At 53.6% G+C, this 24,578-nt stretch carries 25 protein-coding genes and 7 tRNA genes; 16 read left to right on the top strand and 16 right to left on the bottom strand.

Annotated features, from left to right (window positions below; all coding sequences use genetic code 11):
- Positions 1-165: 165 nt before the first annotated feature.
- Positions 166-1,188, top strand: a complete 1,023-nt coding sequence (locus ACQKE4_RS01280; RefSeq protein WP_427386541.1) for a quinone-dependent dihydroorotate dehydrogenase — start codon at positions 166-168, stop codon at positions 1,186-1,188.
- A 122-nt stretch (positions 1,189-1,310) separates the two neighbouring features.
- Here the strand turns inward: ACQKE4_RS01280 and rmf are convergent, their stop codons facing one another.
- On the bottom strand, positions 1,311-1,520 hold the full coding sequence (gene rmf, locus ACQKE4_RS01275) for a ribosome modulation factor (RefSeq protein ID WP_427386540.1): 210 nt from the start codon (positions 1,518-1,520) through the stop codon (positions 1,311-1,313).
- A 385-nt stretch (positions 1,521-1,905) separates the two neighbouring features.
- On the opposite strand from rmf, the gene rlmKL reads away from it, so the two are divergent.
- Entirely contained in the window at positions 1,906-4,149 is a 2,244-nt protein-coding gene (rlmKL, locus tag ACQKE4_RS01270; RefSeq protein ID WP_427386539.1) for a bifunctional 23S rRNA (guanine(2069)-N(7))-methyltransferase RlmK/23S rRNA (guanine(2445)-N(2))-methyltransferase RlmL, read from the top strand.
- Positions 4,150-4,173: 24 nt separating this feature from the next.
- A complete protein-coding gene (locus tag ACQKE4_RS01265) occupies positions 4,174-4,509 on the top strand; it encodes a glutaredoxin family protein (protein WP_427386538.1) in 336 nt (111 codons plus the stop codon).
- Here the strand turns inward: ACQKE4_RS01265 and ACQKE4_RS01260 are convergent.
- A complete protein-coding gene (locus ACQKE4_RS01260; RefSeq protein WP_427386537.1) occupies positions 4,506-4,787 on the bottom strand; it encodes a hypothetical protein in 282 nt (93 codons plus the stop codon). The genes ACQKE4_RS01265 and ACQKE4_RS01260 overlap by 4 nt on opposite strands.
- A 98-nt stretch (positions 4,788-4,885) precedes the next feature.
- On the opposite strand from ACQKE4_RS01260, the gene pdxB reads away from it, so the two are divergent.
- Positions 4,886-6,052, top strand: coding sequence for a 4-phosphoerythronate dehydrogenase PdxB (pdxB, locus tag ACQKE4_RS01255; protein ID WP_427386536.1), 1,167 nt, complete (start codon positions 4,886-4,888; stop codon positions 6,050-6,052).
- A gap of 25 nt (positions 6,053-6,077) precedes the next feature.
- Here the strand turns inward: pdxB and ACQKE4_RS01250 are convergent, their stop codons facing one another.
- The 10 genes from ACQKE4_RS01250 to ACQKE4_RS01205 form a co-directional block, all read right to left on the bottom strand.
- On the bottom strand, positions 6,078-6,350 hold the full coding sequence (locus ACQKE4_RS01250) for a Txe/YoeB family addiction module toxin (protein ID WP_427386535.1): 273 nt from the start codon (positions 6,348-6,350) through the stop codon (positions 6,078-6,080).
- Complete coding sequence (locus ACQKE4_RS01245) at positions 6,331-6,603, bottom strand: type II toxin-antitoxin system Phd/YefM family antitoxin (RefSeq protein ID WP_427386534.1); 273 nt, start codon at positions 6,601-6,603, stop codon at positions 6,331-6,333. The genes ACQKE4_RS01250 and ACQKE4_RS01245 overlap by 20 nt, the downstream gene beginning before the upstream one ends.
- 145 nt (positions 6,604-6,748) lie before the next feature.
- Positions 6,749-7,654 (bottom strand): protease HtpX, encoded by a 906-nt coding sequence (gene htpX / locus ACQKE4_RS01240; protein WP_427386533.1) that lies wholly within the window; start codon positions 7,652-7,654, stop codon positions 6,749-6,751.
- Between the two features lie 130 nt (positions 7,655-7,784).
- On the bottom strand, positions 7,785-9,032 hold the full coding sequence (locus ACQKE4_RS01235) for a pyridoxal phosphate-dependent aminotransferase (RefSeq protein WP_427386532.1): 1,248 nt from the start codon (positions 9,030-9,032) through the stop codon (positions 7,785-7,787).
- A 94-nt stretch (positions 9,033-9,126) separates the two neighbouring features.
- On the bottom strand, positions 9,127-10,083 hold the full coding sequence (gene ylqF, locus ACQKE4_RS01230; protein ID WP_427386531.1) for a ribosome biogenesis GTPase YlqF: 957 nt from the start codon (positions 10,081-10,083) through the stop codon (positions 9,127-9,129).
- Between the two features lie 91 nt (positions 10,084-10,174).
- A complete protein-coding gene (gene msrB / locus ACQKE4_RS01225; RefSeq protein ID WP_427386530.1) occupies positions 10,175-10,573 on the bottom strand; it encodes a peptide-methionine (R)-S-oxide reductase MsrB in 399 nt (132 codons plus the stop codon).
- Between the two features lie 127 nt (positions 10,574-10,700).
- Positions 10,701-12,287, bottom strand: a complete 1,587-nt coding sequence (locus ACQKE4_RS01220) for a gamma-glutamyltransferase family protein (protein ID WP_427386529.1) — start codon at positions 12,285-12,287, stop codon at positions 10,701-10,703.
- Between the two features lie 68 nt (positions 12,288-12,355).
- Positions 12,356-13,681, bottom strand: coding sequence for a TRAP transporter large permease (locus ACQKE4_RS01215; protein ID WP_427386528.1), 1,326 nt, complete (start codon positions 13,679-13,681; stop codon positions 12,356-12,358).
- Positions 13,682-13,684: 3 nt separating this feature from the next.
- A complete protein-coding gene (locus ACQKE4_RS01210; RefSeq protein ID WP_290837181.1) occupies positions 13,685-14,194 on the bottom strand; it encodes a TRAP transporter small permease subunit in 510 nt (169 codons plus the stop codon).
- A gap of 1 nt (position 14,195) precedes the next feature.
- A complete protein-coding gene (locus ACQKE4_RS01205) occupies positions 14,196-15,299 on the bottom strand; it encodes a TRAP transporter substrate-binding protein (RefSeq protein ID WP_427386527.1) in 1,104 nt (367 codons plus the stop codon).
- Between the two features lie 355 nt (positions 15,300-15,654).
- On the opposite strand from ACQKE4_RS01205, the gene ACQKE4_RS01200 reads away from it, so the two are divergent.
- The 12 genes from ACQKE4_RS01200 to ACQKE4_RS01145 all read left to right on the top strand — a co-directional run bounded on the left by ACQKE4_RS01200 (position 15,655) and on the right by ACQKE4_RS01145 (position 20,460).
- A tRNA-Glu gene (locus tag ACQKE4_RS01200) sits at positions 15,655-15,730 on the top strand.
- A gap of 73 nt (positions 15,731-15,803) precedes the next feature.
- Positions 15,804-15,878: transfer RNA gene (locus ACQKE4_RS01195), tRNA-Gly, on the top strand.
- 77 nt (positions 15,879-15,955) lie between these two features.
- A tRNA-Glu gene (locus ACQKE4_RS01190) sits at positions 15,956-16,031 on the top strand.
- A 40-nt stretch (positions 16,032-16,071) separates the two neighbouring features.
- A tRNA-Gly gene (locus ACQKE4_RS01185) sits at positions 16,072-16,146 on the top strand.
- 16 nt (positions 16,147-16,162) lie between these two features.
- Positions 16,163-16,238 (top strand) — tRNA-Glu (locus ACQKE4_RS01180).
- Between the two features lie 27 nt (positions 16,239-16,265).
- A tRNA-Gly gene (locus ACQKE4_RS01175) sits at positions 16,266-16,340 on the top strand.
- Positions 16,341-16,505: 165 nt separating this feature from the next.
- On the top strand, positions 16,506-17,474 hold the full coding sequence (locus ACQKE4_RS01170) for an ABC transporter ATP-binding protein (RefSeq protein WP_427386526.1): 969 nt from the start codon (positions 16,506-16,508) through the stop codon (positions 17,472-17,474).
- A complete protein-coding gene (locus ACQKE4_RS01165) occupies positions 17,471-18,244 on the top strand; it encodes an ABC transporter permease (RefSeq protein ID WP_427386525.1) in 774 nt (257 codons plus the stop codon). Before ACQKE4_RS01170 ends, ACQKE4_RS01165 begins: the two co-directional genes overlap by 4 nt.
- 43 nt (positions 18,245-18,287) lie before the next feature.
- Entirely contained in the window at positions 18,288-19,121 is an 834-nt protein-coding gene (queF, locus tag ACQKE4_RS01160) for an NADPH-dependent 7-cyano-7-deazaguanine reductase QueF (protein ID WP_427386524.1), read from the top strand.
- A gap of 71 nt (positions 19,122-19,192) precedes the next feature.
- Entirely contained in the window at positions 19,193-19,753 is a 561-nt protein-coding gene (locus ACQKE4_RS01155) for a nitroreductase family protein (protein ID WP_427386523.1), read from the top strand.
- Between the two features lie 2 nt (positions 19,754-19,755).
- The gene (locus ACQKE4_RS01150; protein ID WP_427386522.1) at positions 19,756-20,265 is read left to right on the top strand and encodes a YiiD C-terminal domain-containing protein; all 510 of its coding nucleotides are present in this window, start codon (positions 19,756-19,758) and stop codon (positions 20,263-20,265) included.
- Between the two features lie 107 nt (positions 20,266-20,372).
- Positions 20,373-20,460: transfer RNA gene (locus ACQKE4_RS01145), tRNA-Ser, on the top strand.
- 331 nt (positions 20,461-20,791) lie between these two features.
- Here ACQKE4_RS01145 and ACQKE4_RS01140 read toward each other — a convergent pair.
- The 4 genes from ACQKE4_RS01140 to ACQKE4_RS01125 form a co-directional block, all read right to left on the bottom strand.
- Positions 20,792-20,947, bottom strand: coding sequence for a metallothionein (locus ACQKE4_RS01140; RefSeq protein ID WP_427386521.1), 156 nt, complete (start codon positions 20,945-20,947; stop codon positions 20,792-20,794).
- Positions 20,948-21,029: 82 nt separating this feature from the next.
- Complete coding sequence (locus ACQKE4_RS01135; protein WP_427386520.1) at positions 21,030-21,809, bottom strand: CLCA_X family protein; 780 nt, start codon at positions 21,807-21,809, stop codon at positions 21,030-21,032.
- An 81-nt stretch (positions 21,810-21,890) separates the two neighbouring features.
- Positions 21,891-23,495 (bottom strand): alpha/beta hydrolase, encoded by a 1,605-nt coding sequence (locus ACQKE4_RS01130; protein ID WP_427386519.1) that lies wholly within the window; start codon positions 23,493-23,495, stop codon positions 21,891-21,893.
- Positions 23,496-23,598: 103 nt separating this feature from the next.
- On the bottom strand, positions 23,599-24,354 hold the full coding sequence (locus tag ACQKE4_RS01125; RefSeq protein WP_427386518.1) for a MipA/OmpV family protein: 756 nt from the start codon (positions 24,352-24,354) through the stop codon (positions 23,599-23,601).
- Positions 24,355-24,578 lie beyond the last annotated feature (224 nt).

The following is a 24,578-nucleotide window of genomic DNA, read 5'->3' as shown; positions in this document are numbered from 1 at the left end:
TCAGGTGCCCCTTAGCCTGATTAGGCTAGGAGCTTAAATGGTCGCGAGCTAAAGCTACCTCCCACTGGAGTACTTATTAGGCTGGCAGAATTAATTCCACATTGAGTAATGAGTAACTGTTTCCAACCACGCGCCCGTTCTGTCCTGATTCAAGAGATGCTAACCATGTACCACCTTGCCCGCTCACTGTTCTTTCGCGTTGATCCAGAAACCTCCCACGGCATGGCGCTAGGCGCATTGGATGCATTGCACCGTGTTGCTGGGGTGCAACGGGTGTTTGGTAAACCGGTGGAAGATCCTGTTGAGCTGATGGGGTTACGGTTTGCTAACCGCGTGGGCTTGGCCGCTGGTCTAGATAAGAACGCCGACCACCTGGATGCACTGGGCGCGCTAGGGTTTGGATTCGTCGAAGTCGGGACGGTGACACCGAAACCGCAGCCGGGCAATCCCAAGCCCCGGCTGTTTCGTTTAGCCCAACATGGCGCAATTATTAACCGCTTTGGCTTTAATAACAAAGGGGTGGAGCATCTTGTCCAGCAGGTTAAGCAGCGCCACTACGGCGGTATTGTGGGCATCAATATTGGTAAGAATCTGACGACGTCGGTCGACAATGCACTGGATGACTACTTAGTCTGTTTAGAGGCGGTGCACCCTTGTGCGGATTACATCGCGGTCAATGTCTCTTCACCCAACACCCCAGGGCTGCGCAGCCTGCAGTTTGGCGAGCAGTTGGATGCGTTGCTAGGCCCAATTCGAGCCCGCGCAACAGAGCTTGATGCCCAGTCGGGTCGCAAAGTGCCCCTGCTGATTAAAATCGCCCCAGACATGAGCGCGGAAGAGGTGGCATTACTGGCAGGAAGTATTCAACGCAACGCACTTGATGGCGTGATCGCCACCAATACCACGGTTTCTCGTGAAGCAGTGCAGAGCGACTCTCAGGCTAAAGAGGCCGGTGGGTTATCAGGTAAGCCCGTGTTTGATGCGTCCAATAGCGTTATTCGTCAGTTGCGAGAGCAGCTACCTACACTGCCGATTATTGGCGTAGGGGGTATTGATAGCGCCGCTGCGGCGCAAGCTAAAATTGCCGCTGGGGCGGATTTAGTTCAGCTCTACTCGGGGTTGATTTACCAAGGCCCTAAGCTGGTAGGTGAGTGCGCAAGAGCGCTGCAGCTTAAAGCATCGGTGTAAAATCTGTTTGGTAGCTGGGTGGCCAGCCGCTGGGTCGCCAGCCGCTGGAACGCCAGCCGATAAAAAGCCCACTTTTAAAAGTGGGCTCACTTAAAACCTTTCGTTTAAAATTTAGAAAAACGCTAAGTCATAACCATGGGGTTTTTATGAATACCGGAAATGCCGGTCATACCATCCCACTGGTCGCCGCGACCTTCACGCCAACCGCTCATCCAATATTCGCGTAAATTGACGTCTTGACTAGGACAATCATCACGAGAACGACCCGATACACCCGCTTTATAGCCGTGGACATACGCCCGCTGGAAGCGATCACGTTTTTGCCGTTTCATTGGCTATCCTCTTTTCACGAAAGCCTTTGATAAGAAATAGGATGTTGAAAAAATATGCATAGAAACATGCACGACATCCACAATTCCGAGAGCTTGTATCAAGAGCGAGATGCCGCATCGACTCAACTGTCTAGCACTCACGTGCTGAACGGGAAGAGCGGCACTCTTTTTGCAAAGAACACTCTTGCAAAGAAACTAACAAGCCATAGGTCTATTAGAAGAATATGTCCCTAAAAGACCCTGACAGGCAACGCATGCGTTTTTCAGTAGCTACTCTCTTATTGTTAGACCATGATAGGGGCATCTGTCGACTATCAATTTGTCATAAAACGTAAACTCTTTTGTTATATACAGGAATATCGCGCCTTTACGCGCCACCATTACCATGACCGAGTCGAACCAAAATACCCTGTTGAATCTGCTAGCCACTTGTCCCAAAGGCATTGAAGGCCTGCTACACGATGAACTCATAGCGCTGGGGGCCACGCCTGGTAAAACCACGGTGGCGGGTGTCTATTTCACTGCCAGCCAAGCCATTGCCTATCGTGTCTGCCTTTGGTCGCGGTTAGCCAACCGGGTTATTTTAACGCTGGTACGCGAATCAATGATCGATACAGCCGACCAAGTGCGTGATGTGGTCGCGCGTATTGCCTGGACCCGGCACTTAGCACCAGGTAACACCCTGGCGGTGGATTTTCACGGCCGTAGCGAACATATTCGCCACACCCGCTTTGGCGCGCAAACCGTTAAAGATGGCGTTGTGGATGCACTGCAGCTGGCTGGTCAAGAGCGTCCCAACGTCGATACAAAAACGCCGCACCTGCGCATCTACGCCCACCTGCACCGTATGAATTTAACCATTGGGGTGGATCTTTCCGGTGAGAGTCTCCATCGCCGTGGCTATCGCCGTGATGTTGGCCACGCCCCGTTAAAAGAGAATTTGGCCGCGGCGCTATTGGTGCGTGCAGGTTGGCCCGAGCGTTTAAAAGCAGGCGAGCCACTGATCGATCCGCTGTGTGGTGCGGGTACGTTGTTGATTGAAGCCGCGATGATGGCTGCCGATCAGGCGCCTAATCTTAATCGTGAGCGGTTTGGTTTCCACGGTTGGGCGGGGCACGACGACATCGCCTGGGGTGAGCAAAAGCGCGAAGCTGAAGCGCGTGCCTCGATTGGACGCAAGCGCTGCAAAGCCCAGTTGCTAGGCTTTGACCAGAGCCCGGCGGCACTCACTGCAGCGAAAGCCAACGCCATGCGCGCGGGCATTCCCGCGCTGATTACCTTGCACGGGCAAAGCCTTTCTCAACTGACCCGTCCAGAATCACTGACCGCAGAAAGTGGCCTGCTCATCACCAACCCGCCTTACGGCGAGCGTTTGGGTGAGCTGCCCGAGCTGGTACGCCTGTATGCTCAGTTAGGCGAAAAAGCCAAAGCGCTGTTTCCCGGCTGGACCCTGGCCGTCTTTACCGGTAATCCGGATCTTGGTCACCGGCTGGGCATGCGGGCGCACAAACAGTACGCGCTTAAAAACGGCGCTTTGGAAGCCAAGCTGCTGCTGATGGAGATTGGTGGGGCAGAGCATCCGCCTGCCGCTAGCAATGCAACGCCCGTTCAGAGTGAGAGCAGTGCTGAGGTAGCGGCCAGTGAAGGGGCTGGCGCAGGGGTTAGCGAAGAGCAAGCTGCGCATAAAAACCAAGACAATGCGCAGATGTTTGCCAATCGTCTGATTAAAAATCAGAAGCGCTTGAAGAAGTGGCTGAAACAGAGTGGTGAAACCAGCTATCGGGTGTATGACGCCGACATGCCTGAATATGCCCTGGCGGTTGATCGCTACGGGGATCGCGTGCACGTACAAGAGTACGCAGCGCCTAGCTCGATCAATCCTGCTCAGGCGCAAAAGCGTTTGTACGATGCTCTGGAAGTGATGCCAGAGGCGCTAAATGTTGACGCTAGCAAGATCTATATTAAACGCCGTGAGCGCCAAACCGGCAGCGCCCAGTACCAGAAGCGCGCCGCCAGCGGCGAGCGCTTTGAGGTGCAGGAGGGCGAGGCGCGGCTATGGGTCAATCTGCGCGACTATCTTGATACAGGGCTGTTTCTTGATCATCGCCCGGTACGTCGCATGCTGGGTGAAATGGCCAGCGGCAAGCGCTTTTTAAACCTGTTCTGCTACACCGCCACGGCAACGGTACAGGCGGCGCTGGGCGGCGCTAGCGATAGCGTGAGTGTCGATATGTCCAACACCTACCTTGAGTGGGCCAAGGACAACTTTGCACTCAATCAGATTGATACCCGCCTGCATCGGGTGGTGCGCGATGACTGTTTCCGCTGGTTAGAAACCGCCGATGCTGAGTTCGATTTAATCTTTATGGATCCGCCAACGTTTTCTAACTCCAAGAAAATGCGTGATACGCTAGACATACAGCGCGATCACCCGCGTCTTGTGGAGCTGGCGATGGCACGGTTAGCATCCGGTGGTACATTGGTATTTTCTAATAACCAGCGGCGCTTTAAGCTAGATGAAGCGCTTAACGAACACTTTGCGGTAGAAGACATCACTGGACGCAGCTTCGATCCTGATTTTCAGCGGCGCACAAACTTGCACCATGTATTTTTACTTCGTCATAAATAGACGTAGTAAGGAGAGAGCTTAAACATGATTCAGCTATCGCTTTATACAACGATGGGCTGCCACCTATGTTCTCAATTAGAGGGACTGGTAGCGGCATTAGCGAATCAAAAAGTGTGGCTGCATCACATCGAGATTAGTGAGGACGACGCGTTAGTTGAGCGCTACGGCGTTCGCATACCGGTGCTGATGGATAGTGACGGCAATGAGCTGGATCGCGGCTTTGAGCTGGAGCGCTTAAGTGATTGGTTGCGCGAACGCGGTTGGTTGGATGAAGACGCTCTGGCGGGATTTATTACGCCACCAGACGCCGCTGCGCCCAAAGGAGCTCATCAGCGAGGCGGGCGACGCTTTTTAGGCTAAATCATATCTAACAGCGATAGCTGGCGCATGGCTTCCTGGCCTTCTGGGGTGTGATCGGCCACTTCAAGTACTTTGCGAAATCCCCGCGAGGACTGAATAGTGGCCTCGTCCTCAAGCCACATCTGGGCTTGATCCAGGGTGTCGGCTAGCTGATGCTTCAGACCACCAAACTGAGTACCAATCTGGCCCCAGGCGCGGCTGAATATCCAATCGCCAAACATATCCTGGTGAATATGAACCAACACGTAGTCGTGGTTGGTCTCCCAGCGTACGATCACTACACTCTCCTTACTTAGCCTTTAAAAGATAGCCTTTAAACACGCCTGCACATCAAGCCGTCGCGGGCGTATTGTAAAGCTCGGATACCAAAACGCCTATGAAACTTGTCATCGATGCCAATATCCCTGCTGCTGACGCCTGCTTTGGCTCGTTGGGTACGCTAATCCGTGTGCCGGGTCGTGAGATTACGGCCGCTCACCTACAGGACGCCGATGCGCTGATTGTGCGCTCCATTACTCAGGTTAACGACGCGCTGTTTGCCAACAGCCGCCTGAGCTTTGTGGGCACCTGCACCATCGGTACGGATCATATCGATCAGGCCGCGCTAGCAAGGCGCAATATTGCCTTTGCCAGCGCCCCCGGCTGCAACGCCGAAGCGGTGGTGGATTATGTTCTGAGCAGCCTGCTGACGCTTGCTGAGCGCGATGGTTGGTCGCTTGGCGAGCGTACCGTGGGCATTGTGGGGGTGGGCAATGTGGGCAGTCGCTTGCAGGCACGGCTATCCGCCATGGGGGTGGCGACGCTTTCCTGCGACCCGCCTAGAGCCGCGGTGGAGAGCCTGGCGTCAGAGCAAGGATTTCACTCTTTAGACGCGCTGATTGAGCGCTGCGATGTGCTCTGCCTGCATACGCCGCTGACCCGTGAAGGCCCTCACGCAACGTATCAATTGCTCAACGCCCAGCGCATCAATGAGCTGACGCCGGGCAGCGTTGTGCTGAATGCCGGGCGGGGGGACTGCGTGGATGGCCTGGCACTGCGTAGCCGAGTGTCGGGTAAGGGGGATATCAGTGCGGTGCTGGATGTATGGGAGGAGGAGCCGGACATTGATGCAGGCCTGCGTGATCTGATCTCCCTGGCCACACCGCATATTGCCGGGCATAGCCTGGATGGCAAGCTGCGCGGCACCTGGATGATCCAGCAAGCGCTGGCAAGTCACTATGATCAGTCGAGCGATCTAACGTTTGCCGATATTTGCCCACCACCCGCGCTGGCGTCGCTGCATTTGCAGCACGCGCTATCACCCGAAGATGCCCTACGGCTCTGTATGCGAGCCGTGTACGACGTACGCCGCGACCACGATGCGCTACAGCGCCAAACGCTGCACCATGGAATGCGTAAGGGCTTTGATGACTGCCGTGCCAACTACCCACTGCGCCGCGAATTCGCCACGCTCAACGTGCAACTGGCAGGTGAAGCAGTAGCGCTGGAGGGCATTCTGCAGGGGGCAGGGTTTGATGTTAATAGCAAATTAACCAAGAACTAGCTTGAACTAACAATTCTGTAATAACTTAAGGCTGATCGTAGTGGCCGCCGATGGCAAAAATATAAATCGAGCTGTCGTCGAAACGATATATCAGGCGATCTTTCTGGGATATGCGCTTTGACCATAAACCAGATAGATTGTGCTTAAGTGGCTCAGGCTTACCCAATCCAGAAGAGGGGTCGTTAGAGCGGAGCATTTCCTTGAGTAGCTTGCAAAGTGATTTGTGAAGCTTTTTATCTTTCTCTCGCATCTCTTCGTAGGCTTCCCAGGTGCTCCCCTCAAATACCAGTGATCTCATTTAGCTGCTCTTCTGTCGGTCTGTAGCCTTGGCGGTTCGAGTGAGTTTCAAGTGAGGCGGAAATTTGCTGCATAAGGCTTTTATTTTGAAGCACATGTAGGGTTTCTTGCTCTCTTTCCCAATCGTCTGCACTTATCACAACAAAGGCTTCTCCCGCTCTACGAGTGACCTTGAGTGGTTCATGGCGGCTAACAACTTGCTCCACAACACTTTTTAGATTGTCTCTAAATTTATTGACGCTAATGGTATCCACAACATCTCCTTTATGTACGGTATTTCCGTACAAGTATAGGTTGGTTGCTTTAACAAAGCCAAGCACGGCAACGTTTTTTCCGTTCCAGCTTCTAGATACAAAAAAGCCGCCCCGTGATAAAGCAGGGCGGTTTATGGGTTTGCACTTACTGACGATAAGCGGCTTCTTTTAACGCACGGATGCGCTCATCCAGCGGTGGGTGGCTGGCAAACATCTTCTCAAGCAGAGAGCGTGTTTGGCCTTTGGTAATCGCCATGGCACGCAGCGTGTCGGGCATTTGATCGGGCATTTCAGTTTCGGTTTTCAAGCGTGCCAATGCGCTCACCATTGCATTGGTGCCTGCTAGTCGCGCACCTGCTTCATCGGCGCGGTATTCGCGGTAGCGCGAGAACCAGGCAACGATAGCCGAGGCCAAAATACCAAATACGATCTCCGCCACAATCACGACCGCAAAGTAGCCCATAAAGCCTAAGCCACCTTCACCGCCGCTGCGGCTTTTCAGGAAGTTGTCAACTAAATGTGCCACTACACGAGCAAAGAACATCACGAAGGTGTTTACCACACCCTGAATTAGCGCCAGGGTGACCATGTCGCCGTTAGCAACGTGGCCAATTTCATGAGCCAGTACTGCGCGTACTTCTTCTGGGCGCATACGGTTCAATAAGCCTGCCGAAACCGCGACGAGTGCATCGTTTTTGTTCCAGCCGGTGGCGAAGGCGTTGGACTGTTGGGCGGGGAAGATACCCACTTCCGGCGTTTTAATGCCCGCTTCACGGGAAAGCTCTGCGACGGTATCCAGCAACCACTGTTCAGTGGCGTTGGAAGGCGTTTCGATAATCACCGTCCCAGTGCTGCGCTTGGCCATCCATTTGGAGATGAACAGCGAGATCATTGAGCCGACCATGCCGAAGATAAAGCAGAAAATCAGCAGGCTGGTGAAGTTGATGCCCTGGCCGCGCAGATAGCCTTCAACGCCTAACAGGCGCAGCGTGATACTGGCGACCAGCAAGACCGCTATATTGGTACCTAAAAACAGCAGAATTCGCATCATGGTGCAGGTTCTCCCTAAACGTTTATAAAACGGTTTAACAACAGCCAGTGAAATGAGCCGCGGAATAGTTGTTTAAATACGTGCTGTTCATGGCAGTTTCAAGTCATAGCAATGTTTAAGTGACTCAGGCTTACTGGCGGTAGCGGGACAAGAAATTAGCAAAACGGTCAAGCGCATCGCCCAGTTGATCTGCCCAGGGCAGCGTCACAATGCGCACATGGTCGGGCTCTGGCCAGTTAAAAGCCGTGCCTTGCACCAGCAAGATTTTTTCCTGTAGCAGCAGGTCGAGCACCAGTTGCTGATCGTCTTTGATATTGAAGACCTTGGGGTCTAACCGCGGAAAAGCGTATAGCGCGCCTTTTGGGGTCACACAGGAGACACCGGGGATGGCATTAAGCTTCTCGATGGTGATATCACGCTGAGCCAGCAGTCGTCCGCCAGGCAGGATAAGATCATTAATCGACTGATAGCCGCCTAGGGCGGTTTGAATCGCGTGTTGGGCAGGCACGTTAGCGCATAGGCGCATCGATGCCAGCATATTCAACCCCTGGATATAATCCTTGGCATTGAGTTTGGCCAGCGTGCCGGAAATGGTCATCCAGCCGGAGCGAAAACCCGCGCAGCGATAGCTTTTGGACAGCCCGTTCATGGTGATCACTAACTGGTCATCGTCCGCCAGGGCACCGGTGGCGGTATGTTCAACGCCGTCATAGAGAATCTTGTCGTAGATCTCATCGGAGAACACCACCAAATGGTGCTGCTTGGCGATCTCCAGCACCTCTTTCACCACGGCAGGAGGGTACACCGCGCCGGTCGGGTTATTCGGGTTAATCAATACAATGGCCCGGGTGTGACTGGTAATCTTGGCGCGAATATCCGCCATATCCGGCGTCCAGTCGGCCTGTTCGTCGCACAGGTAGTGCACCGCATGGCCGCCGGAAAGGTGAGCTGCGGCGGTCCAGAGCGGGTAGTCCGGGGCGGGAATTAGCACCTCATCGCCATCGTTGAGCAGCGCCTGCATGGCCATCACAATGAGCTCGGAGACGCCGTTGCCGATGAAGATATCCTCAATACCAACGCCGGGAATCTGCTTGCGTTGGCACTCCTGCATAATCGCTTTACGGGCAGAGTAGAGGCCTTTGGAGTCGCAGTAGCCCTGGGCGGTGGGCAGGTTACGCATCACATCCTGCAAAATCTCTTCCGGCGCCTCAAACCCAAACGGCGCGGGATTGCCAATGTTGAGCTTGAGAATTCGCTGGCCTTCCTCTTCCAAGCGCTTGGCATGGTCGAGAACTGGGCCACGAATGTCGTAGCAAACATTGTGCAGCTTATGAGATTTTTTCAGCGGTTGTGATTCGTACGACTGCGGGGTGTCCATGAGGTGTTTGTCCAAAAGTGGCTAGAGGCCCAAAAGTATCCAACTTAATGGTGTGCCTCCCAAACCGCCCGGCGACTTAGGAGTGCTGCTGTCATTATGCGTCGGAAAGGTCTTGATTGTCTTCGTCGTTTTGCACTGGTGGCGGCGGAATATCCGCTGGGGTTTCAAGGGTTAGTCTGCCCAGCTTGCCATCGCGCAATTCGTGAAGTAGTACTTCCGCGCCGCGATGCAGATCTACCGCACCACCAGGGCGCAGACCGCCACGTCGTGCAGCAATATCTTTCAAAATGGCGTTGCCGTCGAAGCCTGCAATGGCGAGAAAGTCGGGCTTTTTAGGGCCATCCGCATCAATGTCGTGGGGAATGTTCGGCGCAGTGTAGGGCGGCAGCTCTTTCAGTTTATAGCGCTCGGTGAGTGCTTCAGGGTAACGCTTGGCAAGCTCTGCGCTGGTCACAATCGCCACATCGGTGTACTCAATGGCCGTATCGCGGATGGCGCCGGTGGCCGCAAGGCGATAGGCGCTCGCTTGGTCTTCAATTTTGGGCCACAGCACGCCGGGTGTGTCGGTGAGCGCAACACGCCCATCAATACGCACCTTTTGCTGGCGTTTGGTAACCGCAGGCTCATTGCCGGTTTTGGCGATTTTTCGCCCGGCTAGGCCATTAATCAGCGTAGATTTGCCGACATTCGGTATACCCATCACCATCACCCGCACATTGCGGTCTGCGCGCACCGCGCCAGCCAACTCATGGCACAGCTTGGGTATTGTCTTAAGCTCCCGGGTATTGGTGGTGGTGACTGCCAGGGCGCGCATATTCTCTTGGGCATCGAAAAAGGCCACCCACTCGGCCGTACGCTCGGGGTCGGCGAGATCGGCGCGGGAAAGAATTTTTAGCACCGGCTTATGGCGCGTCAGCTCGGCCAGCATCGGGTTGGCGCTGGAGTAGGGTAGGCGGGCGTCGAGTACCTCGATCACCACGTCAATTTCAGGCAGCACTTCCTTAATCTGGCGGCGGGCCTTGTTCATATGTCCGGGGAACCAGCCGAGCATGGGTCTCTCCTGCAAGCATAAAAAAAGCGGGCGATCATTCTAGCAGATGACGCCCGCCTTGCTGGGTTTCCTTGCGAGGATTTAGCGCTGATTACTCGTCAGGATGGAATTCCAGTGATACCGAGTTAATGCAGTAGCGTAATCCGGTGGTGTCTGGTGGCCCATCGGGGAAAACATGGCCCAAATGCGCATCGCAGTGAGAGCAGACCACTTCGGTACGCTGCATGCCGTGGGTGGTATCGGTATGCTCCTCCACGCAGCGGGTACCTAGTGGTCGGTCAAAACTTGGCCAGCCGCAACCCGCGTCAAACTTGTGCTCGTTCTCAAACAGCGGTGCGTGGCAGCATACACAGTGATAGATGCCCTGGGCATCGCTGACTTGGTAGTCGCCGGAAAACGGGCGCTCGGTACCTTTTTCACGGGCTACGCGGTACTGCTCCGGCGTAAGCTGCTGTTGCCATTCCTCAGGGGATTTTTCGATTTTCGCCATGGGGTTCTCCTCTCCCTCTGGTTTGCCACTCTTCAGAGGCTTTATAAGCAGACTAGCTTATCACTCCCTGGAGTGACAGCCACTCACATGCTCAAGTTCAGCCTGCTTAAAATGGTGAGGAGAATAGTTACACGCTTGCCGCGCCGCCGTTACTGCGCGGGTCGTGGGCGCTCTCTATCAGCCCATCCGGGTGATGCACAATGCCACCCGCATGGCCCATGATGTCACTGAACGCATCAGGCAGCACTTCCACATCGTGACCTGCTGTGGCTAAGGCGGTGACGAGGGTTTCGTCAAAACGGTTCTCAAGCTTCAAATTCGTGCTGGTATCACCCCAAGTGCGACCCAGCAGCCAGCGCGGTGCGGTGACTGCTTGCTGAAGCGGCATGCCGTGCAGCGCATAGCGTGAGAATACGGCGGCCTGGGTTTGTGGCTGACCTTCACCGCCCATCGTGCCGTACACCATGGTGCGACCATCGTTAAACTTGGCAAGCGCGGGGTTCAGCGTATGGAAGGGCTTGCGACCAGGAGCTAAGCCGCGTAAATCATCCGGGTTAAGCGAAAAGCTGATACCGCGGTTCTGCCACAGTACCCCGCTTTCGGGCAGCACCACGCCGCTGCCAAACTCCCAGTAAATGCTTTGGATAAAGCTCACTGCACGACCTTCACTGTCCACGGTGCCCATCCAGATAGTATCGCCAGGCGTGGGCACGTGAGGCCAGGGGAGGGCATGCTGGGGGTCGATTTGAGCGGCCTCCAGGCCAATGTTCTCTTCGCTGAGTAAATCCTGCAGCGGTGTGGGCACGCGATCAGGGTCGGTGACGTTCTGGTCGCGCAGGATAAAGGCGCGCTTGGTGGCTTCGATTAAACCATGCAGGTGCTCAAAGCCGTTGGGCTCGGCGGCTTTTAAGCGCTCGTAGATGCCCAAAATCATTAATGAGGCCATGCCCTGGGTCGGAGCAGGTAGGTTATACAGTGTGGCATCTTGCAGCGTGACTTCCAGCGGCGTTACCCGCTGGGCGCGGTAGGCGTGAAAGTCTGCCAAGCGCAACGGGCTGCCAACGGCCTCTAAATCCCGCGCCATGCTGGTGGCCAGTTCTCCACGGTAGAAATCATCCAGGCCCGCTTCTGCCAGGCGCTTAAGTGTAGCGGCTAGGCGCGGTTGGCGTAGCCGTTCGCCTTCATGGGGTACTTGGCCGTTAAGCAGTAGGGCATCACTAAAACCTGGGCTCTGGCTTAACCGTTCCACGTGTTTGGCGGTGAGCTCCTCTTGGCTTTGCGAGACTGCAATGCCCGCTTCTGCGTGACGTATGGCATCAGCCAGCAGCGTCGTTAGAGGAAGTGGCTTACCCCATTGTGATGCCACATTCAGTGCTTCATGCCAACCGCTAATGGTGCCCGCCATCGTTAGGGCGGCTTTAGGGCCGCGCTCGGGAATATGCGTTTCTCCGGCGTAAAAGTCTGCATTAGCCAAGCCCGCTGCTGGACCACAGGCATCAATGGCCATAGGCGCTTTACCCGGCTCGTGAATTAACCAGAAACCATCGCCGCCTAAGGCGTTCATGTGCGGGTAGACCACCGCAATGGCCGCGGCTGCCGCGACCATTGCCTCTACCGCATTGCCACCTTGTTTCAGTACATCGCGCCCAGCGCTAGCGGCAAGGTGATGCGGAGCGACACAGCCGCCGCCGTAACTACGTTGTGTGTGGAGCATGACGGGTATCCCTTGTTATTAATGAAGCTATTAATGAAGCTATTAATGAAAAATTATTGGGCAGGCTGTTACCAGCCAATTGCTTCAGGTAGCCAAGTAGCAATGCTAGGAAAGATAAACACCAACGCCACGGCCAAGAACTGTAAACCGATAAATGGCAGAGCACCTTTGTAAATATCTAGCGTGGTGACCTCTTTCGGGGCCACGCCTTTAAGAAAGAACAACGACCAGCCAAACGGCGGTGTGAGAAACGAAGTTTGCAGCACCAGCCCCACCAGAATGCCGAGCCAGACCATATCGACGCCCATCTGAACAAAGAAGGGTAAAAATAGTGGTAGCGCAATATAGCTGATCTCAATCCACTCCAGGAAGAATCCCAACACAAACATCAGCAGTAGCATAAACAGCAGTGCACCTAACTCGCCACCGGGAACCCAGTCGAACATACGGGCAACCAAGTGCTCGCCGCCTAGGCCACGGAAGGCCAGGCCGAATACCTGGGCACTGATTAAGATAAAGAATACCATCGCCGAAATAATCAGCGTGGACTTGGCAACTTCGCTCAGCAGCGAACGCGTTAATCGACCTGAGCAGGCCACAAATAGTAGCGCCCCTAACGCACCCATGGCGGCCGCTTCAGTGGGGGCTGCCAGCCCACCGATAATAGAACCCAGCACCGCAAACACTAAGCCCACCGGAGGGCCAACAACCAATATCACCTTTTTCAGCAGCTGTCGTTTGCTCAGCTGTGCCCGTTCTTCAGCCGGGATGGGAGGCATTAATGCTGGGTAGAGGCGCGCCACTACTAGAATGGCAATAATATATACCGCTGCTAGCGTTAGTCCTGGCACCATGGCTGCTGCAAACATGGTGCCGACGGATTCACCGAGAATTTCAGCCAGCAGAATCAGCACTAGGCTGGGCGGAATAATCTGCCCTAACGTGCCAGATGCGCAGATCATGCCGGTGGCTAATGTTTTAGGATAACCACGCCGCAGCAGCGTAGGTAGCGTGAGCAGGCCAAGGGTCACTATCGTGGCACCGACAATGCCGGTCGCCGCACCCAATAGTACGCCAACCAGAATAATCGCCACGCCCATGCCGCCAGAGAGGCCGCCAAACAGGTGACCAATCACATCGATCAACTCCTCGGCCAGTTTCGACTTCTCCAGCATCACCCCCATAAACACAAACAGCGGTATGGCCATAAAAGTGTAGTTGGTCACCACCCCGTAAATACGTGATGGAAGCAGGTTAAACAGCATCGGGCCGAAGCCAATGTAACCAAAGAAAAAAGCCGTGGCCGCGATGCTGATACCCACCGGAATACCAATCAGCAAGAGCACGAAAAAAGCCACGATCATGCCGATCGCTAGCCATTCATTGGGAGACATGCGTTATTCACCTCGTGTGGGTAGGGCGAAAGCCTGGCGCAGCGCGTGGGCCAGCCCTTGCAGCGCGAGAAGGACAAACCCAAAAGGAATCAAAGATTTCAGCAGCCAGCGAAGGGGGAGACCACCAGGATTAGGTGACGATTCGTTGCGTGCAAAGGATTGCGCTACCCAAGGCAGCGTCAGCCAGGCGATATATAGACCCATGGCCAGCAAGAGCAATCCACCAATGACTTCAATCACTCGCTGAGCATTCACGGGAAAACGCTCATAAAACACATCGACGCGGACTTGCTCGCCCATCAACAGCAGGTAAGACATACCGAAGAGGGCGATGGGCGATATCAAGTGCCACTGCAGTTCCTGTAGCCATACCGCGCCAATGCTAAATACGTAGCGCATCAGTACATCGCCTGCGACTAACCCCACAAGCACCACGCAGGTCCAAGCGGCGATCCAGCCAAAAAGCCGAACCACCGCCTCGATCCCGTGGACAAAATATTCCACGGCGCGCATATCAGACTCCGATAATGTCGTTTAGCCAGGCACGTTCACTAGGGCCTGCCCAGCGGTCATGATTGGCTTTAAACGCCATGTAGCTGTCGTGAACTTTACGTACTAGAGGGTCAGCATTGGCCTCTGTGTCTAAGGTGTCCATCGTTGCTTCGCGTAGGGCGTTAACGACGGACTCAGGCAGCATACTGGCGGTAACGCCTTGGTTCTCTACCAAATCGGTCATTGCTTCACCATTAACTGCTTCAGACCACGTTACGCTCTCCAAACAGGCGGCCATACAGGCAGATTTGACGATCATCTGAAGGTCTTCTGGCAAACTGTCCCAGTGGGTTTTCGAAATCAGCAGCTCGCCTGTGGTGGCAGGTTCATGCCAGCCGGTGGTGTGGTAGAACTTGGCGGCGTTGTGTAATCCCATACGGCGATCTTGATAGGGGCCCACAAACTCAGCCGCATCAATCACACCTCGCTCAAGTGCAGGGAATATCTCACCACCCGGCAGTACGCGCGCATCAACGCCGAGTGCGGCATAAACTTGCCCAGCCAAGCCCGGAATACGCATGCGCAGGCCGTTAAGCTGACCAATATCTTCAATCGGTTCACGGAACCAGCCGGTCATTTGCACACCGGTGTTGTTAAGCGGGAAGGCCACCATGCCGTAGGGCTCATATACCTCCTGCCAAAGCTCTAAACCACCGCCGTGATACAGCCATGCCATATGACCCATAAAGCTCATGCCAAAGGGCACAGTGGTGAAGTATTGGGCGGCAAAGGTAGTGCCGGACCAGAAGTAGCTGTTGGCAGCATTCATTTCGATGGTGCCGCTCTGTACCGCTTCAAACCCTTCAAAGGCCGGGATTAGTTCACCGGCAGAGAAGTGCTGAATATTGAGTCGCCCGCCAGACATGGCGTTGATCTTGGCAATGACATCAGTCGGGCTTCCAGGCCCTTCCACATAAAAGGGGGAGCCGGGACTATAGGCATTCGTCATACGCCAATTAAAACTTTCAGCAGACTGGGCGCGAGCGATAGAAGGGGCACCCAACACTAAGCCAGCTGTTGAAGAGACAGCAGCAGTGGTCAGAAACTTGCGGCGGGATAAGGACATAGCACACCTCGTGATAAGGGAGTGGGTCAGCAAGGGAACACTATGGGTTAGCAATCGGCGTGCCAAAAAAATCGATTTTATTATAAATAAAAGATTTTTAAGGATTTTATAGGTTGCTAGGGCAGAAGCTAAGTGTAAGAAAAATAAACGTTTGCACCGCAATGAAGCCATCTGCGTTTAGGTGGCGCTTTCGCGGTGCACTGTTTAAATGCAGTTTCGCTTAACGGCATCGCCATGAGAGCTATCAGTGTGTGTAGTTCGTTGATAGCTGGTAAGTTAACCTTCAAGGGTGGAGTGCTTGACAGCTCAATAAGGTCTGAGTAACATACGCGCCACCTCGACGAGGCAATGAAACGTCCCATTCGTCTAGTGGTCTAGGACACCGCCCTTTCACGGCGGTAACAGGGGTTCGAACCCCCTATGGGACGCCACTTATTTTTGAGGATTAAGTTCTTTTGAGAGCTAAGTCCTTTTGAAATAAGCGGTCGTCAGGTTTATCGGAATGCGGGAATAGCTCAGTGGTAGAGCATCGCCTTGCCAAGGCGAGGGTCGGGAGTTCGAATCTCCTTTCCCGCTCCAGTTAGGTGTGTGGTAAGTTAGACGAGGTCGTGAGCTGGAACGCCAGCCCGGTCGAATCTCCTTTCCCGCTCCAACACGTCCCATTCGTCTAGTGGTCTAGGACACCGCCCTTTCACGGCGGTAACAGGGGTTCGAACCCCCTATGGGACGCCACCTCCGATAGCCAGAATGTTAGATAGCAAGCGTTCTATAAGCGGGAATAGCTCAGTGGTAGAGCATCGCCTTGCCAAGGCGAGGGTCGGGAGTTCGAATCTCCTTTCCCGCTCCAGTTTTGAAGCCTATAAGTCCCATTCGTCTAGTGGCCTAGGACACCGCCCTTTCACGGCGGTAACAGGGGTTCGAACCCCCTATGGGACGCCATCTTGATCTTGAAGTACAGTTTGCGTTGCGGGAATAGCTCAGTGGTAGAGCATCGCCTTGCCAAGGCGAGGGTCGGGAGTTCGAATCTCCTTTCCCGCTCCAAGCGCTTTTAATTTAATTTTCCTCCTGATTTTATGATGCATCAGCTACTTGCTGGGCGTCATTATTCGCGTGTCTGGCGCTCGGTAGCTAGCTGCTGCCTTGAAAAAACTCGTTTGCGCCCTAATGTTTTACCTTCTCTCTATTTTTTGCTGACAGGACATATTCATGGCCGAACCGGCATTGTCGATCCGTGGCCTCACTAAGGTGTATGGCAACGGTTTTCAGGCGCTCAAAGGTATTGATCTCGATGTCCAGCAGGGCGATTTTTTTGCCTTGTTAGGCCCCAATGGTGCCGGTAAATCCACCACGTTGGGGGTGGTCTGCTCGCTGGTGCAGAAAACAGCGGGCAAGGTCTCCATTTTTGGCATTGATGTCGATAAAGACTTTGCCAAAGCCAAGTATCAGCTAGGCGTGGTACCTCAAGAGTTCAACTTCAATCAGTTTGAAAAAGTGATTGATATCGTATTGGCCCAGGCGGGCTATTACGGGATGACCAGCGGCGAAGCGCTGCCCCGCGCCAAGCAACTGCTGACTGATCTTGGCCTGTGGGATAAACGCAACGGCAATGCGCGGATGCTCTCTGGTGGTATGAAGCGCCGTTTGATGATTGCCCGGGCGCTGATGCATCGGCCAAGATTGTTGATTCTGGATGAGCCAACGGCGGGTGTGGATATCGAACTGCGGCGCAGTATGTGGGAATACATGCGACGCATTAATGAAGATGAAGGCACCACGATTATTCTTACTACCCACTATCTGGAAGAGGCCGAGAGCCTTTGCCGTAACGTAGCGATTATTAATAACGGCGATATCGTGCGTAACACCAGCGTGCGCGAATTACTGGCTGAGCTTGATACCGAGACGTTCCTGATTGATTTGGCTGAGCCGGTCGTAGAAGTGCCTAAAATCGAAGGATTTGAATTGCGCCAGTTGGAACCTGCACAGCTTTCGTTAATGGTGCATCGCGGCCAGCGGCTGAACGATGTTTTCAGTGCGTTAAGCGAGCAAGGCGTGCAGGTAGTTTCCATGCGCAATCGGGCCAACCGCCTTGAGGAGATGTTTGTGTCGATGGTGGAAAGCAGTGGTCGAGGAGCGATTGATCAGCGCGTTGAAAAGAAGGAGGTGCGCGCATGAATTTCAGCCAGACAATGGTCGCTTTATGGACCTTAGTGCTTAAAGAGATCAAGCGTTTTACGCGAATCTGGCCGCAAACGCTGCTGCCGCCTTCTATTACCATGGCGATGTACTTCATCATTTTCGGTAATTTAATTGGCTCACGAATTGGCGATATGGACGGCTTCAGCTACATGGACTTTATTGTTCCTGGGCTGATCATGATGTCAGTGATTACTAACAGTTACTCCAATGTGGCGTCCAGTTTCTTCTCGAACAAGTTCCAGCGCTCGATTGAAGAGATGATGGTGTCGCCGATGCCCAACTGGGTGATTTTGGCCGGCTTTATTTTAGGCGGTATGGCGCGTGGCTTAGGCGTGGGGCTAATTGTCACCGTGGTTTCGTTGTTTTTTACTCGTTTAACCATGGAGCATCCGCTGCTCACCGTACTAGTTGTCGTGCTTACCTCGGCATTGTTCTCCATTGGTGGCTTTATTAATGCCCTGCTGGCTAACAAGTTTGACGATATCTCTATCGTGCCAACGTTTATCCTCACGCCGCTGACCTATTTGGGTGGGGTGTTTTACTCTATCTCAATGCTGCCGGAATTTTGGCAGGGCGTTTCCATGCTCAATCCGATTTTGTACATGGTCAACGTCTTCCGCTACGGCTTTTTGGGTGTATCGGATATTCCGGTTGGCTGGGCACTCGCTGCGATTTTTGCTTTTATTGTAGCGCTGTTTTTAATCGCGCTGACGATGTTAGAGCGTGGTAAGGGTATCCGCAGTTAGCGACAAAAAATGTAATTAAGAGAATTGAGAGAGTTTTTTAAAAATGGCACATCGTCCAGACACCTTAGAGCACGCACCGTTAGGGCGCGATTCCGCCTACCCAGAGCGCTACGATGCGGGGCTTTTATATCCCATTCCCCGCGCCGCTAACCGGTCACCCCTGGGCATTGTAGATAGTGCTTTGCCGTTTGTAGGTGAGGACGAGTGGCATGCCTTTGAAGTTTCATGGCTTAACGCACGTGGAAAACCCATTGTCGCCGTAGCGCGTTTTCGCCTGCCCGCAAATTCACCTAATCTAATTGAGTCTAAATCCTGGAAGCTCTATCTTAACAGCTTCAACCAAACCCGCTTTTACAACCGCGAAAAGGTGATGGAAACTCTCGCAAATGATCTTGCCGTCGCAGCAGGCGCCGAGGTGAGTGTCGAGTTGTTTGACGTAAATGCCGCTGAGCTGGCGCCGCAGCAATTGCCGGGCGAATGCGTAGATGAACTGGATATTGAAGTAAGTGATTACACTCCCAGCAGTGCGCATCTAGTGGTAGGGGAGGAGGTCGTTGAAGAGACGCTTTACTCACATCTGCTCAAATCTAACTGCCCTGTTACTGGTCAGCCGGATTGGGGTAGCGTGTTGATTCGCTACAAAGGGCCAAAGCTTGATCGTGAAGGCCTGCTGCGTTATTTGATTGGGTTTCGCCAGCATCAGGATTTCCATGAACACTGCGTTGAGCATATTTTTACTGATCTAATGACCCAGGCAAAGCCCACTCAATTACTGGTGCTGGCGCGCTATGTGCGTCGTGGCGGGTTGGATATTAGCCCCTGGCGCGCAACGCCTGGGTTAACGCCCCCTACGCCGCTGCGCTTAGCAAGGCAGTAAACGGCAGTGCTTAGCAGTGCTATAAACGACGGTGCTACACTAGCGCTACATGTTTGAATTTGGAGCCATTAATGGACGCACTCACGCTGCTTCACGAACGTAGCTCAATGGGCAAGCTGATGGAGCCTGCGCCCAGCGCTGAGCAGCTCAGTGCTATCTATCAGGCCGCTTTACGTGCGCCCGACCATAAAGAGCTGCGCCCGTGGCGTTTTATCGAGTTCAGTGGAGAAGGGCGTGAGCGTCTGGGTGAGCTATTCGCTGAGGCTGAGTTCCAGGAAGACCCTAGCGCCGATGACGAAACACTCAATTCAGCGCGCAAGAAACCGCTGCGCGCGCCGATGATTATTGCCGTGATCGCTAAGGTCACGCCAGAACTCGACAAAGTGCCCAAAATAGAGCAAGTGATCTCCGCGGGCTGTGCAGCGCATGGCATTCTGTTAGCCGCTCACGCGCTAGGCTTGGGCGCTATGTGGCGCAGCGGCAAGTACGCTTTTGACCCTGTGGTACGTAAAGGGTTAAGCCTGGATGAAGACGACGAAGTGGTTGCGTTTATCTATTTGGGTACGCTAGGTGGACGTCATAAGCCGGTGGCGCAGCATAACGTTGCTGACTTTGTGGAGCGTTGGGACTAACGGTGAATATACCTCGAGCGCCTGGCATCCCGCACCCACGTTTGCCCCTGCCAGAAGGCCAACCTGAAGATTTGGCCGCTTTTCAGCGCTGGCTGAGTGACGCGATCCCTATGGTAAGTGCGCTAGGTATTAGTGAGGTGACGCGCCAAGGCGATGCGCTGACCTGGGAGCTATCATTACAGCCCAACCTTAACGACAAAGGCACCGGCTTTGGTGGTGCGCTAACGGCGCAAACGACGCTGCAAGGCTGGTGCTGGGTAACGCTTTGGCTGCGCGAACGTGGGCTAGCCCGTGATGTAGTGGTTGCAGAGGCTACCCAGCGTTTTTTCGCACCGGTGACGGGCGACTACCGCTTAGTATGCACGCCCGATCACCCAGCTGGCCCTGAGCAGCTTGCCAGCAGGCTCGCGGAGCGTGGCAAAGGGCGGATTTCACTGACGCACCAACTCTATTGTGGCGATACGCTTTGCCTTGAAGCCAACGGCAGCTATGTAGTGTTGCCGCAGCGCTAGCAAAACAGCCCTTCAGCCTGAAAAGACTTGCTATTTCGAGGCTTAGCCAATAGTATATGCGCCGTTCTGTAGAGAAAGGTTTAGTCTTTCAACAGAGCCAAAAATGTGGAGAGGTGTCCGAGTGGTCGAAGGAGCACGCCTGGAAAGTGTGTAAGTCGTAAGGCTTCGAGGGTTCGAATCCCTCCCTCTCCGCCACAGAATAAAGAAGGGGAATCAACTCATGTTGATTCCCCTTCGTCGTTTCTGGGCCTTGGGAACGCTATTTATTAGAACGGCAGTCCGCCACTGAAACCAACGCCAAGTACGGCGACAAGAACAACAACGATAACAACAATAGTGGTAGTAGACATTTTCTCTTCCTTTGAGTAGTGAATGTCATTTCAGTTTAGTCGCTAATCCTTTATTTCGCACCTTGGCGAACAGGCTGGCAACTTTTCATGGTGGTAGGTATACGACCCTACCAAAACGCCCGACGGTGTGTCCGTCGGGCGTGGTGAAAGTAGCAGAAAACATTAGATAGTGGGCTTTATTTCCCACATTTACAGTTGTGACCGCAGTCAGTTGAACCATCGGCGTGCCCAGTGGCGCAAGACTGTGAGCAATAGAGCTTGCCATCTTTCTCAACGGCGGTGCTATCGACTGAGCACGTACATTTGGGGCATGCACATTCTTGCTGTGACATAGTGAATCTCCTCTGTTGTTCTATTGAGTGTAGATCCGCCCTTTGGTGTTATGTCATTGCATTTTAGACTATTTGTTTGCTGCTAATCTTCACGCCCCAAAGCCCGCCCTAGCCTGCCAAAATAGTCCCCAAACGCGCTATTGATCTGTTCCCGTTGTTCGCCCTGTGGATAAAGCCCGCGTTCGGCCTCGGGTGACGCTTTGGTGCCTTTGACCAGGAAGTGATTGGTGATGGTTGCGTCTTGAACAAAGGCTTCAAAGGCGCGTGCGCAGAGCTCCTCGGGTTTACTGTAATAAAGCTGGCCAAGCTTTTTGTCCATCTGCGCGGAGTGCTTAAATAGCTCGCTGGGCTGGTCACCTTTTGGCTGTAGCAAAACGGCTTTAAAACAACGCATTAGTAAATCATTGAGCGGATGAAGAATGGGGGAGGAGTCGGCTAACCATGCAGTAGACGCGAACATTCCGCTAGGCGTGCTGCTAAAACATTTACTGGCGATGTAATGGTCGAAAGCATGAAACCACTCGTGTGCGATACTGCCAGGACCTGCGTTTTTGGCCAGTGAAAAGCTGCGTTGGCTCGGATCGTAATGGGCAGAAACACCAGGCCGACCACCGCTGCCATATTGCAGTGCTAACGAGCCACGTAGCGAAATCAACGCCTCTGGCCCCTGTAGAATCAGCATTAGATCGCAAAGGGCGTCGTGAAATAGCTCTGCGGCTCGGTCGCGTTCGGCGCTCGTAACCCAGCGGCCAATTTCGATAGAGCGGAAATCAAACTGACGCCGAATCAGTGCAAAGCTACTGGCTTGCTCTTGCCGGTGAGAAGGACCGTTGCGATAAAAATCTCGCGCTTCAATACTCACTTTTTCTCACTACAGGGATCGTTTATAAAAAGAGTGTGTAGCAACGTTTATATGAGCTAAGCACTCTATATCTCAAAGGCGTTACTTACTTGCTTCACGCGCTTGAGTAAAGTGCTCGCGTAGTCGCGCCACTTCTTCTTCGCTCCATCCTTCAGGTTCTGAAAGGGCAACCCAGGCATCAATGTAATCTTCTGCGGCTATTTCATGGCCAAAGCCGGGTGGGGCCGTCCCAGTGGCTAGATCAGCCAACAGTTGCAGCATGGTGACTACCGGATACCAGCGCAGATCTGGTGAAACATCTGGGCCGCGTGGCTCACGCATCCACTCAGGTTCACGCCAAAAGGCATTAGGTTCAAAAAAGGTAATAGGGTCGCTTGCGTACTGAAGGTAGGCAATTCGGAAATCACCCCATTGAGCTTCAGTGGCGTTTAACCCTTGGTACTGATTCATAAAGCGCACGACGGAGCCTCCCCTGAAAGTAGGTAGCCAAGCGGGCGAGCCTGCATCTCGGTCAGTAGTAACGCTACGCCACGTTTCACTGCGAAAGGGGGGGCCGCTCCATAGGGCACCGTGAAAAGGGTCTTCGATGATGTCGTAAAGATCAAACGAGAGATCTGAGTTCAGCGCACCAAGGCTTAAACCGAACAGATATAGCCGGGGGCGTTCGTCAGTGGGTAGCGTTGTCCAGTAATCATAAACCGTGGTGAACAGCGCACGGGCGTTTTCGACGCCATATTCCGCTTCAGCAATTAATGAAAGATGACTAGGCAAGTAGGAGTATTGGGCCGCAATGGTGGCAATATCACCACGATGCAAGTACTCCACGGTATCTTGAGCGGCGGGATCTACCCATCCGCGCCCTGTAGGGGTGGCTATTACCAGTGCGGAGCGCTCGAAGCCGCCTACGCGTATGAGCTCGGCTAACGCAAGCTCGGCGCGCTCAGTGGGCGTTTCGGCGGCATTTAATCCGACATAAACACGTACCGGGTCGGGCGCGTCTTCGCCCAGGTAATTACCTATCTCTGCCCCGCTTGGTCCCGTGGTCACAAAGCGGCGGCCTCGACTGCCCAGCGCCTCCCAGCTAATCAGCGATTCAGCGCTGCCAGGCTTCATTGCATCATTGGGTGGTGAAAGGTCGTCTTGTATTAGTTCATCTACCTGCTGATAAGAGCGATCAGCGGCTTGTAAGGCAAGCGAAAAGATGACCCCTTCGATCACCGACCAAAATAGCGCAACCGCAGCGATAGTGCCGAGTACATAGGAAACACGTCGCGGTACAAAGTGTGCCATTTTACGTGAAAGCAGCCGAAAGGTACGCTTAAACAGGCGTGCAATGAGCAGCATAAAGGCAAAGATAGCCAGCGTGATCAGTGCGATAGAAAAGGGCCGTGTGCCACTCGCTGGTTCCATGACCATCAATGTGCGAATACTGTTCTGCCACTCAGAGGCTTGCCACAAGAACAGTCCCGCCACAATGGCGCAGAGTGCGGCGGCTACCCACTTAATTTTACGTTCTACCCGCAGGCTAGGCTCAGGAATATGCAGATACGCCCACACCCAATGAAACACCACCCCTAATGCATAGGCTGCGGTAAAGCTCAGCCCTGAAACGACCCCCTGGGCTACCAGGGGGCGTGGTAGTAGGCTTGGCGTCAGCGAGAAGGCAAACAGCAGCGTCCCCAACACAAGGCCCACGCCAGATAAGTGACGAAAAACATACCTGAGCCGTTGCCTTCCCTTGCTAATTACCATCCTTCACCTTTCTAGAAGCCACTCTTTAGGTCATGCGCTAAAAACGATAGTTGAGCGACACGCCGGTAATGGTTTGCCACTCGCTGCCTAGATCGTCAACGATAGGGCTGTCAGCAGCGTTACCTGTTAAGTAGCTGGTACCAACAAAGCCTGTTGCAGACCATTCGGGGGTTAAGGCGTAAGTAAGACTGCTGCCTAGTCCCAGTCGCCAGTATCCACCGTCTGGATTATAAGGGGCAATGCCGCTGCGCAGGCTATCTTGTGCAGAAACGCCAAACATCGACTCTGTCCATTTTTCATTCGAATAATGAACACTCGGTGATAAAGAGAAAAATAGCCGTTCACTCAATGGTGTGCGCCATGCGGCAGCTGCTTCAAACTCTGCGCCATCAACATCACCTGTGATAGGCGTACTCGCTGCGACGCTGTAGTGCCACTCTCTTTGAGCATAGCCAACGCGCACCCCTAGCGTTGCACCACCATCCACTTCTTCGAAGGCCCTGATATCGCCTTTATTATCACGCCCAAAGGTGTAGCCAACAAAAGGTGATACGGTCCAGCCACTATTACGGATAGCATGCCACTCAATACCGCTACGTGGGCTAATCGTTAGTATCTCGCCATAGCTTAACTGTAGCGAAGGCCATAGTTTCGTATCGTAATCATCACTGCCCAAATAATCTGGTGCATACACGGCGCCTGCACCGATACTTCCTTCCCAGCTATTCGCCCAAGTGAGCGGCGTAACTGCCAGGCTAATGATGGTGGCAGACCACCAAGTATATTGATTCACGTGGAGTATTCCTGTGGGTGAGCAAACGTGCATGATTGTATGTTAATGATTGGAAAGTTGGCAAGCCGCTTGTTTCAATACGCAAAAAACGTTTAAAAATTATTTGCTTACTATTACATATCACAGGCTAGCCCGGATTTCTCACAGGGTATAAAAGAAAGCGGCTGAAAGTGCTATGATTTCAAGAACCTAACCAATCCATCAAGCACCAACAGCCGCTTCCA

Origin of the sequence: Halomonas sp. NPDC076908, from assembly GCF_050269715.1 — a bacterium.
Lineage (GTDB): Bacteria > Pseudomonadota > Gammaproteobacteria > Pseudomonadales > Halomonadaceae > Vreelandella.
The sequence above is the reverse complement of the archived record's forward strand: the minus strand, read 5'-3'. Positions and strand labels throughout refer to the sequence as shown.

Excerpts from the sequence above, each read along its gene's own strand:
- ACQKE4_RS01280 (WP_427386541.1), top strand. The coding sequence starts at position 166 with ATGTACCACCTTGCCCGCTCACTGTTCTTTCGCGTTGATCCAGAAACC.
- rmf (WP_427386540.1), bottom strand. The coding sequence starts at position 1,520 with ATGAAACGGCAAAAACGTGATCGCTTCCAGCGGGCGTATGTCCACGGC.
- rlmKL (WP_427386539.1), top strand. The coding sequence starts at position 1,906 with ATGACCGAGTCGAACCAAAATACCCTGTTGAATCTGCTAGCCACTTGT.
- ACQKE4_RS01265 (WP_427386538.1), top strand. The coding sequence starts at position 4,174 with ATGATTCAGCTATCGCTTTATACAACGATGGGCTGCCACCTATGTTCT.
- pdxB (WP_427386536.1), top strand. The coding sequence starts at position 4,886 with ATGAAACTTGTCATCGATGCCAATATCCCTGCTGCTGACGCCTGCTTT.
- ACQKE4_RS01250 (WP_427386535.1), bottom strand. The coding sequence starts at position 6,350 with ATGAGATCACTGGTATTTGAGGGGAGCACCTGGGAAGCCTACGAAGAG.
- htpX (WP_427386533.1), bottom strand. The coding sequence starts at position 7,654 with ATGATGCGAATTCTGCTGTTTTTAGGTACCAATATAGCGGTCTTGCTG.
- ACQKE4_RS01235 (WP_427386532.1), bottom strand. The coding sequence starts at position 9,032 with ATGGACACCCCGCAGTCGTACGAATCACAACCGCTGAAAAAATCTCAT.
- ylqF (WP_427386531.1), bottom strand. The coding sequence starts at position 10,083 with ATGCTCGGCTGGTTCCCCGGACATATGAACAAGGCCCGCCGCCAGATT.
- msrB (WP_427386530.1), bottom strand. The coding sequence starts at position 10,573 with ATGGCGAAAATCGAAAAATCCCCTGAGGAATGGCAACAGCAGCTTACG.
- ACQKE4_RS01220 (WP_427386529.1), bottom strand. The coding sequence starts at position 12,287 with ATGCTCCACACACAACGTAGTTACGGCGGCGGCTGTGTCGCTCCGCAT.
- ACQKE4_RS01215 (WP_427386528.1), bottom strand. The coding sequence starts at position 13,681 with ATGTCTCCCAATGAATGGCTAGCGATCGGCATGATCGTGGCTTTTTTC.
- ACQKE4_RS01210 (WP_290837181.1), bottom strand. The coding sequence starts at position 14,194 with ATGCGCGCCGTGGAATATTTTGTCCACGGGATCGAGGCGGTGGTTCGG.
- ACQKE4_RS01205 (WP_427386527.1), bottom strand. The coding sequence starts at position 15,299 with ATGTCCTTATCCCGCCGCAAGTTTCTGACCACTGCTGCTGTCTCTTCA.
- ACQKE4_RS01170 (WP_427386526.1), top strand. The coding sequence starts at position 16,506 with ATGGCCGAACCGGCATTGTCGATCCGTGGCCTCACTAAGGTGTATGGC.
- ACQKE4_RS01165 (WP_427386525.1), top strand. The coding sequence starts at position 17,471 with ATGAATTTCAGCCAGACAATGGTCGCTTTATGGACCTTAGTGCTTAAA.
- queF (WP_427386524.1), top strand. The coding sequence starts at position 18,288 with ATGGCACATCGTCCAGACACCTTAGAGCACGCACCGTTAGGGCGCGAT.
- ACQKE4_RS01155 (WP_427386523.1), top strand. The coding sequence starts at position 19,193 with ATGGACGCACTCACGCTGCTTCACGAACGTAGCTCAATGGGCAAGCTG.
- ACQKE4_RS01140 (WP_427386521.1), bottom strand. The coding sequence starts at position 20,947 with ATGTCACAGCAAGAATGTGCATGCCCCAAATGTACGTGCTCAGTCGAT.